15 protein-coding genes are annotated in these 14,511 nt (G+C 66.7%); 7 read left to right on the top strand and 8 right to left on the bottom strand.

Translation table 11 applies throughout. The features are described 5' to 3' along the window. Positions 1-19 precede the first annotated feature (19 nt). On the bottom strand, positions 20-349 hold the full coding sequence (locus tag AC4FIJ_RS03965) for a DUF1244 domain-containing protein (protein ID WP_490335489.1): 330 nt from the start codon (positions 347-349) through the stop codon (positions 20-22). A 122-nt stretch (positions 350-471) separates the two neighbouring features. On the opposite strand from AC4FIJ_RS03965, the gene pyk reads away from it, so the two are divergent. Genes pyk through AC4FIJ_RS03980 form a run of 3 tightly spaced genes read left to right on the top strand, consistent with a single transcriptional unit; the run spans position 472 to position 3,969 of the window. Next, a complete protein-coding gene (pyk, locus tag AC4FIJ_RS03970) occupies positions 472-1,938 on the top strand; it encodes a pyruvate kinase (protein WP_490335415.1) in 1,467 nt (488 codons plus the stop codon). Positions 1,939-1,969: 31 nt separating this feature from the next. After that, positions 1,970-2,980 carry a threonine aldolase family protein gene (locus AC4FIJ_RS03975; protein ID WP_490335416.1) on the top strand — a complete coding sequence of 337 codons (1,011 nt, stop codon included), beginning with the start codon at positions 1,970-1,972 and terminating at the stop codon, positions 2,978-2,980. Continuing rightward, complete coding sequence (locus AC4FIJ_RS03980) at positions 2,977-3,969, top strand: DMT family transporter (protein WP_490335417.1); 993 nt, start codon at positions 2,977-2,979, stop codon at positions 3,967-3,969. Before AC4FIJ_RS03975 ends, AC4FIJ_RS03980 begins: the two co-directional genes overlap by 4 nt. Here the strand turns inward: AC4FIJ_RS03980 and AC4FIJ_RS03985 are convergent. Further along, a complete protein-coding gene (locus AC4FIJ_RS03985) occupies positions 3,910-4,737 on the bottom strand; it encodes a Rossmann-fold NAD(P)-binding domain-containing protein (RefSeq protein ID WP_490335418.1) in 828 nt (275 codons plus the stop codon). The genes AC4FIJ_RS03980 and AC4FIJ_RS03985 overlap by 60 nt on opposite strands. Before the next feature lie 135 nt (positions 4,738-4,872). Here AC4FIJ_RS03985 and pepN point away from each other — a divergent pair, with 135 nt between their 5' ends. After that, the gene (gene pepN / locus AC4FIJ_RS03990; RefSeq protein ID WP_490335419.1) at positions 4,873-7,530 is read left to right on the top strand and encodes an aminopeptidase N; all 2,658 of its coding nucleotides are present in this window, start codon (positions 4,873-4,875) and stop codon (positions 7,528-7,530) included. Then, a complete protein-coding gene (gene pgeF, locus AC4FIJ_RS03995; RefSeq protein ID WP_490335420.1) occupies positions 7,523-8,284 on the top strand; it encodes a peptidoglycan editing factor PgeF in 762 nt (253 codons plus the stop codon). Before pepN ends, pgeF begins: the two co-directional genes overlap by 8 nt. Positions 8,285-8,345: 61 nt before the next feature. On the opposite strand, the gene AC4FIJ_RS04000 is transcribed toward pgeF, so the two are convergent. From AC4FIJ_RS04000 to AC4FIJ_RS04010, 3 genes are all read right to left on the bottom strand, one after another. Then, the gene (locus AC4FIJ_RS04000) at positions 8,346-8,738 is read right to left on the bottom strand and encodes a hypothetical protein (RefSeq protein ID WP_490335421.1); all 393 of its coding nucleotides are present in this window, start codon (positions 8,736-8,738) and stop codon (positions 8,346-8,348) included. A gap of 228 nt (positions 8,739-8,966) precedes the next feature. Then, positions 8,967-9,893, bottom strand: a complete 927-nt coding sequence (locus AC4FIJ_RS04005) for a dienelactone hydrolase family protein (protein ID WP_490335422.1) — start codon at positions 9,891-9,893, stop codon at positions 8,967-8,969. Positions 9,894-9,969: 76 nt separating this feature from the next. Continuing rightward, complete coding sequence (locus AC4FIJ_RS04010) at positions 9,970-10,980, bottom strand: NAD(P)H-dependent flavin oxidoreductase (protein ID WP_490335423.1); 1,011 nt, start codon at positions 10,978-10,980, stop codon at positions 9,970-9,972. Between the two features lie 145 nt (positions 10,981-11,125). Between AC4FIJ_RS04010 and AC4FIJ_RS04015 the strand changes: the two genes are divergently transcribed. Both AC4FIJ_RS04015 and AC4FIJ_RS04020 read left to right on the top strand, forming a co-directional pair. After that, positions 11,126-11,644 (top strand): DUF421 domain-containing protein, encoded by a 519-nt coding sequence (locus AC4FIJ_RS04015; RefSeq protein WP_490335424.1) that lies wholly within the window; start codon positions 11,126-11,128, stop codon positions 11,642-11,644. A gap of 72 nt (positions 11,645-11,716) precedes the next feature. After that, positions 11,717-11,899, top strand: a complete 183-nt coding sequence (locus AC4FIJ_RS04020) for a DUF1328 domain-containing protein (protein ID WP_490335425.1) — start codon at positions 11,717-11,719, stop codon at positions 11,897-11,899. A gap of 8 nt (positions 11,900-11,907) precedes the next feature. On the opposite strand, the gene AC4FIJ_RS04025 is transcribed toward AC4FIJ_RS04020, so the two are convergent. The 3 genes from AC4FIJ_RS04025 to AC4FIJ_RS04035 are packed head-to-tail and all read right to left on the bottom strand — an operon-like array spanning position 11,908 to position 14,429. Beyond that, positions 11,908-12,429, bottom strand: a complete 522-nt coding sequence (locus tag AC4FIJ_RS04025; protein WP_490335426.1) for a DUF4269 domain-containing protein — start codon at positions 12,427-12,429, stop codon at positions 11,908-11,910. Positions 12,430-12,473: 44 nt separating this feature from the next. Beyond that, the gene (locus AC4FIJ_RS04030) at positions 12,474-13,151 is read right to left on the bottom strand and encodes an RlmE family RNA methyltransferase (protein WP_490335427.1); all 678 of its coding nucleotides are present in this window, start codon (positions 13,149-13,151) and stop codon (positions 12,474-12,476) included. 9 nt (positions 13,152-13,160) lie between these two features. Next, on the bottom strand, positions 13,161-14,429 hold the full coding sequence (locus tag AC4FIJ_RS04035; protein ID WP_490335428.1) for a Ppx/GppA phosphatase family protein: 1,269 nt from the start codon (positions 14,427-14,429) through the stop codon (positions 13,161-13,163). Between the last annotated feature and the right edge of the window lie 82 nt (positions 14,430-14,511).

A 14,511-nucleotide genomic window follows, 5' to 3' on the forward strand; every position in this document is an offset into this window, starting at 1 on the left:
CCGGCCCCCGCCCGATGGGTCAGGGAAGCGCGCTGCGAACCTGGTTCTTCGCCACGCTGTCCTCCATCCGCGCGATCTGCTCGCCCGAGGCCGGGGTCTGGCGGGTCGCTTTCCATTCGTCCATCGGCATGCCGTGGATCAGCTCGCGCGCCTGCGCCTTGTCGCCGGGATAGCCCGCGTCGCGGATCCAGTCGGCCAGACAATTGCGGCAAAAGCCCGCCAGCCCCATCAGATCGATGTTCTGCGCGTCGTGGCGGTGCTGCAGATGGCGGACGAGGCGGCGGAACGCATCGGCCGCGACATCGTCGGGAAGCTGGTCGAGCGGGTCGTGCGGGGTAGAATCGTCCATCGTCGTCACTCCGGTTTCGCAATTGTCGGGCAATTGCCCCTGACACGGCTTGCGCCATGCCATGCGTCTGAATAGGTCAGTCGCTGAATCTATCCCCATCCAGCTATCATCGGGCATCTATCTTGGCAAAGTTCGAACCGCGCGACCGCAAGGTCAAGATTCTCGCCACGCTGGGCCCTGCCAGCGCCAATCCCGACATGATCGCAAGGCTGCACCGCGCCGGCGCCGATGCGTTCCGCATCAACATGAGCCATGCGGACCACGAGACGCATGCGAAAACCTTTACCGCGATCCGCGAGTACGAGGCGAAGATCGGCCAGCCGATCGGCATCTTGTGCGATCTGCAGGGGCCGAAACTGCGCGTCGGCAAGTTCGAGAACGGCAAGGCCGTGATCCCGCACGGGCGCCATTTCACGCTGGACCGCAACCCTGAGCCGGGGAACGAGACGCGCGTTCAATTGCCGCATCCCGAATTGTTCGGCCTGCTGCAAAAGGGGCAGCGCCTGCTGCTCGACGACGGCAAGCTGCGGCTGCGCGTGATCCGCGCGGACGAGAACGAGATCTTGTGCAGCGCCGAGGTCGGCGGCGTGATTTCGGACCGCAAGGGCGTGAACGTGCCCGATGCCGAGGTGCCGATCCCCGCGCTGACCGACAAGGACCGCCGCGATCTGGCCTTCGCCATCCAGCAAAAGGCCGACTGGATCGGCCTGTCCTTCGTGCAGCGGCCCGAGGATTTGGCCGAGGCGCGCAAGCTAATGGGCGGTTACGGCGCGCTGATGGCCAAGATCGAGAAGCCGCTGGCGGTGCGCCATCTGGACGAGATCCTCGAGATGTCGGACGGTCTGATGGTCGCGCGCGGCGATCTGGGCGTGGAGCTGAACCCCGAGGAAGTGCCCCCGCTGCAGAAGCGCATCGTCCAGGAGGCGCGCAAGGCGGGCAAGCCCGTCGTCGTCGCGACGCAGATGCTGGAATCCATGATCGAGAGCCCCGCGCCGACCCGCGCCGAGGTGTCCGACGTGGCCAACGCGGTTTATGACGGCGCGGACGCGGTGATGCTGTCGGCGGAAACCGCGGCGGGCCAGTGGCCCGAGGAAGCGGTCACCATCATGCACCGCATCGCCAAGCAGGTCGAAAAGGACCCCGGCTATGACGAGCGCATCTCGCTGGGCCGGGTGACGCCCGATGCGACCACCTCGGACGCGCTGGCAGAGGCATGTGCGTCGATTGCGCGGGCGCTGAAGATCTCGGCGATTACGGTGTTCACCTCGTCCGGATCGTCGGCGCGGCGCGTGGCGCGTGAACGGCCCAAGGTGCCGCTGCTGGTGCTGACGCCCTCGCAGATCACGGCGCGGCGCGTGGCGCTGCTCTGGGGCGCGCATGCGGTGCGGACCAAGGACATCGGCAGTTTCGAGGAGATGATCGGCAAGGGCAAGCGCATGGCGCTGCGCCACGGGTTCGGCGCGGCGGGTGCGCGGGTGGTGGTTCTGGCGGGTGTGCCCTTCGGCAAGCCGGGCGCGACCAACCTGCTGCATGTCGTCACGCTGCAGGGCGACGAGCTGGACCGCCACAAGGGCGAAGGCGCCGCTTGACGGCGGAATACGCGCGACGCATGGCGCGGGCATGACAACCCGCCTGTTCGTTTCCGACAATTCCGCCGCCGTCCACCCGCATGTGTGGGAGGCGATGCGCGCCGCCGATGCGCCCGACATGCCCTATGACGGCGATGCGCTGTCGCAGGGGCTGGATGCGCGCTTTTCCGCGCTGTTCAGGCGCGAATGCGCGGTGGTGTGGGCGGGCACCGGCACGGCGGCCAATGCGCTGGCGCTGGCCTGCCTGACGCCGCCCTATGGCGGGATCGTGTGCCATTACGACGCCCATGTCGAAGCGGACGAGGGCGGCGCGCCCGAGTTCTTCACCCATGGCGCCAAGCTGATGCTTGCCGACGGCGAGGGCGCCAAGGTCACGCCCGAGACCGTCGCGGCGGTGATCGACCCGATCCGGGATGACGTGCACCGCGTGCAGCCGGTGACGCTGGCGCTGACGCAGGCGACCGAGCAGGGGCGGGTCTATACGCCGGACGAGCTGGCGGCGCTGACGGATTTCGCGCGCGGGCGTGGGCTGCGGGTGCATCTCGACGGGGCGCGTTTCGCCAATGCGGTCGCGCATTTGGGCTGCTCGCCCGCCGAGGCGGCGGCGGTGCAGGGGATCGACAGCCTCTCTTTCGGTTTCATCAAGAACGGCGGGATGGGGGCCGAGGCTCTGCTGCTGTTTGACACCGCGCTGGCCGACCAGTGCCGCCGCCGCCACAAGCGCGCGGGGCAGCTGCAGTCCAAGGGCCGCTACATGGCGGCGCAGCTGCACGCGATGCTGGACGACGACATCTGGCTGGAAAACGGGCGCGCCGCCAATCGCGCCGCGCGGATCGTGGCCGAAGCCGCGCCCGAACGCCTGCTGGATCAGGTCGATGCGAACGAGGTCTTCATGCGGCTGTCGGCAGCGGAGCGCGAGTCTTTGCGGTCGCAGGGTTTCGCGTTCTACGACTGGTCGGACACATCGGCGCGTTTCGTGACCGCGTGGAACACCAGCGCCGAGGATGCGGATGCGCTGGCCAAGGCACTGGCCGCGCTGTGACGGATACGCAGGCCTCGCTGCTGAAGCGCTGGGGGCCGTTCGTCCTTGTGACGCTGATCTGGAGTTCGACCTGGCTGGTCATCAAGGACCAGATCGGGCTGGGCACGCCGGGCTGGTCGATCACCTTGCGCTTTGCCATCGCGACCGTCGGCATGTTCGTGCTGTGCGCGGTCAGGGGCGACGGCTGGCGGCTGAAACCGGGGTGGCTGCCGGTCGTGGGCCTGGTGGGGATCTGCCAGTTCACCGGCAATTTCCAGTTCGTCTACCGCGCGGAGCAATATCTGACCTCGGGCATCGTCGCGGTGTTCTTCGGCCTGCTGCTGGTGCCCAATGCGATCCTGTCGCGGCTGGTGCTGGGGCAGCGCAGTTCCAGGCGGTTCATCGTCGGATCCGCCATCGCGATCGCGGGCATCATGCTGCTGTTCGCGCATGAATACCGGACCGCCGGGGTCGACCGCGGGGTCGTCGCGGGCATCGTGCTGGCGACGCTGGCCATGCTGGCCGCATCGATCGCCAATATCACCCAGGCGACGCCCGCCGCGCATCGCCAGCCGTTCCTGCCGATGCTGGCATGGTCGATGGCGCTGGGGACATTGATCGACGCGGCGCTGGCGCTGGGGATGGAAGGCTGGCCGGTGTGGCCCGATGGCTGGCGCTATTACGCGGGGGTCGGCTATCTGGCGATCATCGGGTCGGTCGCGACGTTCCCGCTCTATTTCGGGCTGGTGCGCACGATGGGGGCGGGGCAGGCGGCCTATGTCGGGGTGGCGGTGCCGCCGATCGCCATGCTGATCTCGACCCTGTTCGAAGGCTATCAGTGGAGCGTCATGGCCGCGGGCGGGGTGGCGCTGGCGATGGTGGGGCTGATCATCGCGATCCGCACCCGCCCCAAGCCGCGCAGCACCGAGGGCGAGGCCGAACCGCCGCTGTCAGCCGAGACCGCCATCCGCGAGGCTGGCCGAGTCGCTGCCCGCGAGGCAGGCGACTAGCCCCTCGCGGTAGGTGGGGTAGGCGGGCTGCCATTCCAGCACGCGCTTTGCCTTGATATTCGCGACGCGCCGGTTCTCGGCATAAAATCCGCGCGCCATGGGGGAGAGATCGGCTTCCTCCAGCGTCTGCAAGGGCGGCGGGGCGGTGCCGAGCAGGCGGCAGGCTTCCTCGATCACAGTGTTCTGCGGGCAGGGCAGGTCGTCGGACAGATTATAGGCACCGCGCGGCGCACGCTGCTTCAGCGCGAGGGCGACCCCCTCGGCAATGTCGCGGACATGCACGCGGCTGAACACCTGGCCGGGAATGTCGATGCGGTTGGCGCGGCCTTCTCGCACGCGGTCGAGCGCGCTGCGTCCCGGTCCGTAGATGCCGGGCAGGCGGAATACCCGCGCGCCAAGGCCCAGCCATGCCTCGTCCGCCTCGCTGCGGGCCGAGCGTCTGCCGGTGCCGGTGGGCGCGGTTTCGTCGACCCATGCCCCGTCCGCATCGCCATAGACGCCGGTGGAGGAGAGATAGCCGATCCAGCCATCGAAGCGCGCCAGATCCGCGCCATAGTCCGCCAGCACCTGATCGCTGCCGCTCTGCCGGTCGGGCGGGACCGAGGACAGCACCGCATCCGCCTTACCCAGCGCGAACTGCACAGCGTCCTTGTCGGCGAAGTCCAGCGTGCCGTCGCGTCCCGTCGCCTCGACCGCCCAGCCATGCGGTTCGAGCCGCGCCGCCACATGTTTCGCCGTATAGCCGAGGCCAAAGATCAGAAGTCGCATCGGCCCTAGTTAGGGTCCCTGCGCCCCGCCGCGTAGGGGTCGGCGCACGATTGCGGATAAATTCCGGCGGACAGGGCGGCGCGAAGGCAGAATAGGGCTTGAGAAAACCGCCGCAAACCGCATCTAGGATTAATTATGGATATCGCCCGCAACCCCACCAGCATTCCCGGCAACCCCGAACTGGCCGACGCCGCGCCCGAGCCTTCGGCGCCCGACACGATCCGCCGCCTCGATTACCAGCCGCCCGCGTGGCTGGTGCCCGACATCGCGCTGGAGTTCGAGCTTGGCACCGAACTGACCAAGGTGCGCTCCACGCTGACGGTACGGCAGAACCCCGATGCGTCGCGCGACCAGACGCTGCACCTGTGCGGCGACAATATCGCGGTGATGGATTTGATGGTCGACGGCAAGCCCGCCGAGGGCTGGAGCATGAGCGGATCGAACCTGCTGCTGCCGCTGCCCGGCGACGCGCACGAGGTGACGATCGAGACGCATCTGCATCCCGCGACCAACAGCCAGCTGATGGGACTCTATGCCTCGAACGGGATGCTGTGCACGCAGTGCGAGGCCGAGGGCTTTCGCCGCATCACCTTCTTTCCCGACCGGCCCGATGTGCTGTCGCGCTACTCCGTGCGGATGAGCGGGCCGAAGGCGGATTTCCCGATCCTGCTGTCGAACGGCGACATGACCGCCAGCGGCGAGAAGGACGACGGGACGCATTGGGCCGAATGGACCGATCCGTGGCCCAAGCCGTCCTATCTGTTCGCGCTGGTCGCGGGCGATCTGGTGGCGCGCAAGGACAGCTTTACCACCATGAGCGGGCGCAAGGTGGAGCTTGGCGTGTGGGTCCGCCCCGGTGACGAGGACCGCACCGAACATGCGATGCGCAGCCTGATCAATTCGATGAAATGGGACGAGGAGGTGTTCGGCCGCGAATACGACCTCGACACGTTCAACATCGTCGCCGTCAGCGATTTCAACATGGGCGCGATGGAGAACAAGGGCCTCAACATCTTCAACACGCGCTATATCCTGGCCGATCCCGATACCGCCACCGATGGCGATTTCGACGCGGTCGAGGGCGTGGTGGGGCACGAGTATTTCCACAACTGGTCGGGCAACCGCGTCACCTGCCGCGACTGGTTCCAGCTGAGCCTGAAGGAAGGCTTTACCGTGCTGCGCGACCAGATGTTCAGCGCGGACATGGGCAGCGAGGCGGTGAAGCGGATCGAGGATGTGCGCATATTGCGCGCCGCCCAATTCCCCGAGGATTCGGGCCCGCTGGCGCATCCGATCCGCCCCGATTCCTATCAGGAAATCAGCAATTTCTATACCGCGACCGTCTATAACAAGGGCGCGGAAGTCATTCGCATGATGCGCACCATGGCGGAGCCGGACAAGTTCCGCGAAGGCAGCGACCTGTATTTCCAGCGCCATGACGGCGAGGCGGCGACCTGCGAGGATTTCGTCAAGGCGATGGAGGACGGCGCGGGGCTGGACCTGTCGCAGTTCCGCCTGTGGTACGAGCAGGCAGGCACGCCGCAGGTCACCGCGCATATGAAGCACGACGCGGCCAGCGGCACGGTGACGCTGGAGGTGAAGCAGAAGGTGCCCGCCACCCCCGGCCAGCCGGTGAAGAAGCCGATGCATTTCCCGCTGAAGATCGCTTTGTTCGACCGCGACACCGGCACGCATGGCGGCGAGATCACGCTGAACATCACGAAGGCGAGCGAGAGCTTCAGCTTCGACGGGTTTGCCAAGGCTCCGGTGCTGTCGGCCAATCGCGGCTTTTCCGCGCCGATCCAGCTTGAGACCGAGACGAGCGACGCGGACCTCAAATTCCTGGCCGCGAAGGACGATGACAGCTTTGCGCGTTACGAGGCGCTGCAGCAGCTGGAGACGCGCGAATTGCTGGGCGCGGTCGACATGGGACCGAACGAGGCCCGCCGCGCCGCGATTGCCGAGGCGATGGGCGCGATCATCGACGACGCCGCCATCGACGACATGATGCGCGGCGAATTGCTGATGCTGCCCGCGATCAATTTCCTGATCGAACTGGCCGCGCCCGCCGACCCGCTGGCGCTGCACAATGCGCGCGAGCGGCTGAAGGCCTATCTGGGCACGCGGCTGCGCGATCGGCTGACCGCGCTGCACGACCGGGCGTCCAGGGTCGCGTTCTCGCTGGATGCGGACAGCCGCGGGGCGCGCAAGGTGAAGACGCAGGCGCTGATCCTGCTGGCGGGCGCCGATGCGGCCGAGACGGCGAAGCGCGCCGAGGCGCAATATCGCGGATCGGACAACATGACCGACCGGCAGGGCGCATTGGCGGTGATGTCGGGGCTGGACGTGCCCGCGCGCGGCGAATTGCTGGACGATTTCCATGCGCGCTATGCCGGCAATGCGTTGGTGATCGACAAATGGTTCGCCATTCAGGCGAGCGCGCTGCGCGGCGACGTGCTCGATGCGGTGGAGGCTTTGGCGAAGCATGAGGACTTCACCATGAAGAACCCCAACCGCGTGCGCGCGCTTTATATGACGATGGCGGGCAATCCGGCGGCGTTCCATGACGAGAGCGGGCGCGGTTACCGGATGATCGCCGACCTCGTGCTGGAACTCGACCCGATCAATCCGCAGACGGCGGCGCGTTTCGTGCCTTGGCTGGGCCGGTGGCGCAAGATCGAGCCGGTGCGCGCCGCGATGATGCGCGAGGAGCTGACCCGCATGGCCGAGGTCAAGACGCTCTCCAAGGACGTGCGCGAACAGGTGACCAAGAGCCTCGACGCGAGTGCCTGACATCATCACCGCCGCCCCGCTGGAGGGCCTGCCGCATGGCTTTCTGGGCCGGCGCGGCGGGGTGTCGGGCGGGGCCTATGCCTCGCTGAATGTCGGCACCGGGTCCGAGGACGATCCCGCACTGGTGGAGCAGAACCGGCGGATCGCGGCGGATGCGGTGCTGCCGGGCGCGGCATTGGCGACGGTCTATCAGGTGCATTCGGCGCTGTGCGAGCGCGTGATCGCGCCGCGGCCGCTGGCCGAGCGGCCCCATGCCGATGCCATGGTGACGGACCGCCCCGGCGTATTGCTGGGCATACTCACCGCCGATTGCGCGCCGGTGCTGCTGGCCGACCGGCAGGCGGGCGTGGTGGGTGCGGCCCATGCGGGGTGGAAGGGCGCGATCGGCGGGGTGACCGACGCCGCCATCGCCGCGATGGAAGCGCTGGGCGCGAACCGCAGTGGCATCGCCGCCGCCATCGGCCCCTGCATCGCGCAGGTAAGCTATGAGGTGGATAAAGGCTTCCTCGTCCGGTTCTGTCAGGACGATCCGGCGAACGAGCGTTTCTTCAAACCCGGCAGGCCCGGCCACCAGCAATTCGATCTGGCTGGCTATGTCGCCGCGCGGCTGGCAGGCGCGGGTATCGGCACGGTGGCGATCACCGGGCACGACACGCTGGCGGAGGAAGAGCGGTTCTTCTCGTACCGCCGCGCGACGCTGGCGGGTGAGGATGGGTATGGGCGGCAGATTAGTTTGATCGGGGTTGGGGCGTAGCGGCGGGTTTTGCGGGTTATGGGTCGGAAGGGGGCATTCCAGTTACGACCGAAAGCGGTTGTTAAAGCTTTCGCACGATTTCGGCGATCTCAGGGTCGGTGTAAGTTTTTACCGGGTCATGAGTTGGCAAATTCGGACTAGCAAACTCCCCAGCATCAAATGCCTCGAAGACCCGAAAAAACAACGTCGGCCACGGTGGCGGCGAACCTCCGGCCTGCTGCCCAATCATCATGCCATAAAGATGATTCACTACCTCGTCGCAGAATTCGAATGAGAAACGCTTCTCATGGTAACCCACCGCAAGCTTTGTAGCGATCTGATCGTAAAGATGAGCTAGCGCCTGCCCTGAACCACCGGACCAAGCGAGCAAATCGGCCTCAGTAGGTGCTTGGCCCTCCCAATCTACGGCATATCGTCGCTGAATTTCGACGAGGACTGATGAAATGTCGAACATCACTAGGAGATACCACGGCAACGTCAGCTTACCACCTCATTCCCGTCATTCCAGTGCACTTCATAAGCAGACGTCGCCCACCTCCGCGTTCGTCATTCCTGCGAAGGCGGGAGCATGAGTGGCCAAAGGCCAACCTTGCGAGACATGGCGCCAATTCGCTGTGGACCCCCGCCTGCGCGGGGATGACGCAGGTGGCAAGCGGCGGCTGCGCTTATTCGTGGGGCGGTGTCACAGCCCCGCGTAAAGCGCCAGCATCTGCGCCCATGCCTTTTCCGCCTCGGCCCGGTCGTAGGCGGGGCTGTCGAGGACGGTCCAGCCGTGGTCGGCGGGATAGACGATGACTTCGATGGGTGCGCCCACCGCCGCGGCCGCTTCGCGCAGGGCGGTCTTGGCTTCGGGCTGCTTGGCGTCGTCGTCCTGCGAGATGGCGACGAGGTAGGATGTGCCCGCCTGCATGATGCGGTGCGGGCTTTGCGGGGAATCGGTGACCAGCCCGCCGCCATGCATCGAGGCGGCGGCCTTGACGCGGGCAGGCACGGCGGCGGCGGCGTAGAAGGTCCACGAACCGGTCATGCAATGCCCGTTCGCGCCGATGCCGCGCGCGGTGTCGACCGCATCCTGCGCATCCAGCCATGCGACGAAGGCCCTGGTGTCGGCCATCACCGCGTCGGGCGTGTTCTGCTCGCGCCAGGGGCCGACCTTGGAGAAGCCCTCATCGTTCATGAAACCGGCGAAATCGGCGAATTGCTGGCCCTTGACCGAGCGGTAATAGGGATTGGGGTGCAGCACCGCATAGCCCTCGCCCGCCAGCCTTTCGGCCATCTGCTGCGAGGCGGGGCGCACGCTGGCGATGTCGGGCCACATGATGATGGCGGGGTGCTTGCCCTCGGCAGGGTGATAGAAGGTCGCGTCGGCGGTTCCGGCGGGGGTGGGGATCGACACTTCGCTGCGCGTGACGGCAGCACCTGTGCCCGTGGCGGTCGCGGCGGCCTCTTGCGCGGTGGCGCCTTCGTTACCCGATGCGCATCCGGCCAGCAGCGCCGCACCGCCCATCGCGGCGAAACTGCGGCGGTTCATCGCGCCCGCGCCCATCGAGTCCCCACTCATCGAGCCCGAATTCTTCGCCATTTCGGCAAGCTGGCGTTCGTCGCACATCGGCATTCTCCTCGCATGTTCGGCGGCGAGAATAGGCGCTGACCGGGCATAAGCAACCGCCCGAATGTACATGGCGTCAGCGGCGGGTGAGCGCGGCCTCGCTCTCGTCCAGCAGCTGCGCGATGATGTCGGCGACGGGTTCTTCCTTTTTCACCATGCCGACCGACTGGCCCGCCATCAGCGATCCGTTCTCGATATCGCCGTCGATCACCGCGCGGCGCAGCGCGCCTGCCCAGTAATGCTCGATCTGCAATTGCGCTTCCATCATCTCGAGCCCCTCGCTGTCGAGCAGGCCTGCCACTTCGCGCTGCTTGGTGGTGAACGCCTCGGTGCCCTTGTTCTTGAGCGCGCGGACGGGGATCACCGGCAGGCGCGGATCGACCTGCACGCTGGCGACCGCGTCGCGGGCCCCGGCGCGGAAGAAGGCCTTCTTGAAGTCGGGATGGGCGATGCTTTCGGTTGCGCAGGCGAAACGCGTGCCCAGCTGCACGCCCGCCGCGCCCATTTCCAGATAGCCGGCAATGGCCTCGCCCCGCCCGATGCCGCCCGCCACGAAGACGAGGTGATCGTTCGCCAGTTCGGGCAGGAATTCCTGTGCCAGCACGCTGGTCGAGACGGGGCCGATATGGCCGCCTGCCTCCATCCCCTCGATCACCATGGCATCCGCGCCCGAACGCAGCAGTTTCTTCGCCAGCGCCAGCGTGGGGGCAAAGCAGATGACCTTGGCGCCCGATGCCTTGATCGCCTCGACGCTGCCCTTGGGGGGCAGGCCGCCTGCCAGCACGACATGGCCGACGCCGTGCTTCCTGCACACATCGATCAGCTCCATGATCTGCGGGTGCATGGTGATGAGGTTCACGCCGAAGGGCTTGTCCGTCATGCCCCTGGTCGCCGCGATCTCGGCATCCAGCAGATCGGGCGTCATCGCGCCGCAGGCGATCACGCCGAACCCGCCCGCGTTGGACATGGCGGAGACCAGGTTGCGCTCCGAAACCCAGCTCATCGCGCCGCACAGGATCGCATATTCGCTGCCGAGGAATTCGGCACCGCGCGCCATCAGCGCCTGCGTCTTGGAATGGCTGGTCATGTCGTCGTCGCGTCCTTGGAAAAATGGCGTTGCGGCGCTTTAGGCAGCGGGTGTGATCACGGCAAGTGCGGGGCGGCGAAGATATGGGGAACGACGACCGGCGGGGGGCGTAGGTTCGCAAAGTGTCATGGCAAGGGAGCGCGGCATGGACATGCTATTCGGCGAAGACTGGAGTGCGGCGGTGCTGCGCGGGCTGGTGCTGGGCGCGATCGCACTGATGTGGGTGGTGCTGCTGGTCCGCATATTGGGGCTGCGCAGCTTTTCCAAGATGACCAATTTCGACTTCGTGATGACGATCGCGATGGGCTCGCTGATCGCATCGGCGTCGCAGTCCGAGAAGATCCTGCCGTTTCTGCAGGGGCTGGCGGCGATGGTGTCGCTGTTCGCGGTGCAATGGACCGCGGCGCGCCTGCGCAAATCCTCGGACGCGGTAGAGGCCGCGATCAGCAACACGCCGCTGATCCTGATGCGCAACGGCGAATATTGCGAGGAGGCGCTGAAGGCCACCCGCGTCAGCCGCAACGACCTTGTCGCCAAGCTGCGCGAGGCGAACGTGATGGACCTGTCCGAAGTGCGCGCCGTGGTGCTGGAAACGACGGGGGACATCTCCGTCCTGCACGGCGATCACCTCAGCGAGGCGATGCTGAAGGGCGTCGCCCAATAGGCCGCAGCGGAACGATGGCGGCGACGGCCCATTGAGAGGGCAGACACCCCGAATTTTATCAAGGAAATGCATATGTACGGTTGGGCCATCATGTTCGCGCTTGTCGCGCTGGTCGCGGCGATTTTGGGCTTTAGCGGGCTGGCGGGGACGCTGGCCAATATCGCGCTGGTCATCTTCGTGATCGCGCTGGTGGCGACGGCCGTGTTTTTCTTCATGGGCTGGAAGGCGGCGAAGGCGGTGGGCCGGAAGTTGTAGCGCCCCAATCAGCGGGTGTCGTCGATCAGCCGTGACAATTCGGCATCGTCGCTTTCCGCCAGATCGAGCAGCCGCCGGTAGGGATCGCCTTTCAGACGCAGCGCTGCGGCGAAGGCCGGTTCGGTTTTCAGGCCGGTCCGCCTCCATTTCATCACCACATCGGCAAGACGCGGCCCGCCCAGCGCCAGCAGGCGCCGTTCGGCGATGAAGTGGCGCCAGCCCGCTTGCTGCGAGACGGGCTTTGCCTGCCCGAAGATCTCGAACTGCCAGCCGTGTGCGGCGAAACCGGCCAGCACGGGCCGGTCGTCGCGGCTCCACTGCCACACGCGGAAATCCGCGCAATCGGCGAACCGATCCCACAGGATTTGCGCGAACCGCGCCGGGTCGGGCGCGTGGCACAATATGTCGATGTCGCTGCCCGGCAAGTCGAGACCGAGCGGCGGCGTGCCCGCGATGTGGGGATCGTAGGGTTGCAACGCCTCCATGACCCCGGTGCGGGTTAACGCTTCACGGTAATCGATGCGGGTCATGACTGACGCTCCGCCCCGTTTCGTTTCGCCAGTCGCCAAGATCGTCAGATCGCGCGATCCTCCGGCGTGCCCTTGCAGCCGCTGGCGATGACGTACCATTCGCTGCTGTCCTTGCGGCTGGCGGGCGGCTTGGCGTGCTTGACCGTGGTGAAATGCTTCTTGAGGATGCTGAGCAGCGCGGTGTCGGTGCCGCCCGCGAAGACCTTGGCGACGAAGGTGCCGCCCTCGGCCAAGGTGCGGATCGCGAAATCGGCGGCGGCCTCGACAAGGCCCATGGTGCGCAAATGGTCGGTCTGCTTGTGGCCCACCGTGTTCGCCGCCATGTCCGACAGCACCAGATCGGGCGCTTCGCCCAGCGCGTCCATCAGTGCGTCGGGCGCCTTGTCGTCCATGAAATCCATCTGGAAGATCGTGACCCCCGCGATCGGCTCGACCTCCAGCAAATCGATGCCGACGATCTTTGCCTGCGGGCTTTTCTTGGCCACCAGCTGCGCCCAGCCGCCCGGCGCGATGCCCAGGTCGACGACGGCGCGCGTGCCTTTCAGCAGGCCGAATTTCTCGTCCAGCTCGGCCAGCTTGAACGCGGCGCGGCTGCGATATCCCTCGGCCTTGGCCTTGGCGACATAGGGGTCGTTCAGCTGCCGCGCCAGCCAGCGCGCGCTGCTCGCCGTGCGCTTCTTGTTGCTTTTCAGCTTCTGGCGGTCGCTTCCCGATCTGCTCATCGGCGGGCCCTACAGCGGCTTTTCGCGCGGGGATAGGGGGCGCGAGTGCGCATGCGTCCCGCCCATCAGCGAGCGCAGGATCCCCTCTCGGATGCCGCGGTCGGCGACGCCCAGCTTGGTCGCGGGCCACAGGTCGAGGATGGTTTCCAGAATGGCGCAGCCCGCGACGACCAGCTCGGCGCGTTCGCGCCCGATACAGGGCAGATCCTCGCGCTCGGCAAAGCTCATCCGTGAAAGGCTGGCCGCGATGTCGCGCATGGCGAGCGAGGGCACGATCAGCCCGTCGACCGCCTGCCGGTCATATTGTTCCAGCCCCAGATGCACGCTGGCCAGCGTCGTGACCGTGCCGCTGGTGCCCAGCAGGCGCGGCCCGTCGTCCTCCTCGGCGCGCGGCAGGTTGCGAAACGGCTCAAGCCGGCGCGAGAACTGGCGGAAGCTGTCCGCCACCCTGCGCCGCATCTCGCGGTAACGGGCAAGGCGCTGCTCGTCGTCTTCGCCTTCCGCCGCAGGATAGCTTTCGGTCAGCGAGACGACGCCCCATGGCACCGATTGCCAGTCGAGGATGCGGGGCACGACATCGCCGGTTTCGATCAGCACAAGCTCGGTCGATCCGCCGCCGATGTCGAAGATCATCGCCGGGCCTTCGCCGCGTTCCAGCAGCACGTGGCAGCCCAGCACCGCCAGCCGCGCCTCTTCCTGCGCGCTGATGACGTCGAGCACGATGCCCGTTTCCTCGCGCACGCGGTCGATGAACGCCTGCCCGTTGGACGCGCGGCGGCAGGCCTCGGTCGCGACGCTGCGAGCCAAGTGGACGTTGCGGCGGCGCAGTTTCTGCGAGCAGACCTTCAATGCGCCCAGCGCCCGCTCCATCGCCTCGTCCGACAGGCGGCCGCTTTGCGCCAGCCCTTCGCCCAGACGCACGACGCGGCTGAACGCGTCGATCACCATGAAGTTCTCACCCTGCGCGCGGGCGATCAGCAGGCGGCAATTATTGGTGCCGAGGTCGATCGCGGCATAGGCCTGTCGAGAGGCGGGGGCCTGTTTTGAAGGCGCGGGTTTCGAAGCGCGCGTCGCTTCGCCATTCCGCCGTTCGGGCAGATCCTTGCCATTCTTGCGGGATGCGGCGCCATTGGCCTTGCCATCCCTGCTTTTTGCGCCGGCAGCGGGACCCGATTGACCCTTGCGGGCCGCTCTGTCCGGATCGGCGTTTGCATGGCGGCGTCCGCGCTGCCCGCGCCGATCCCCGTCATGCGATGCCGGCGGAAGCGATTCCGCCATGTTTTTCAACTTTCCAAATTCACATCGACCGCGCGGATAGGGTGCGCGGGGGACCTGACGCCGATGCTAACGACGGCAATGG

The organism is Croceicoccus sp., from assembly GCF_983967925.1.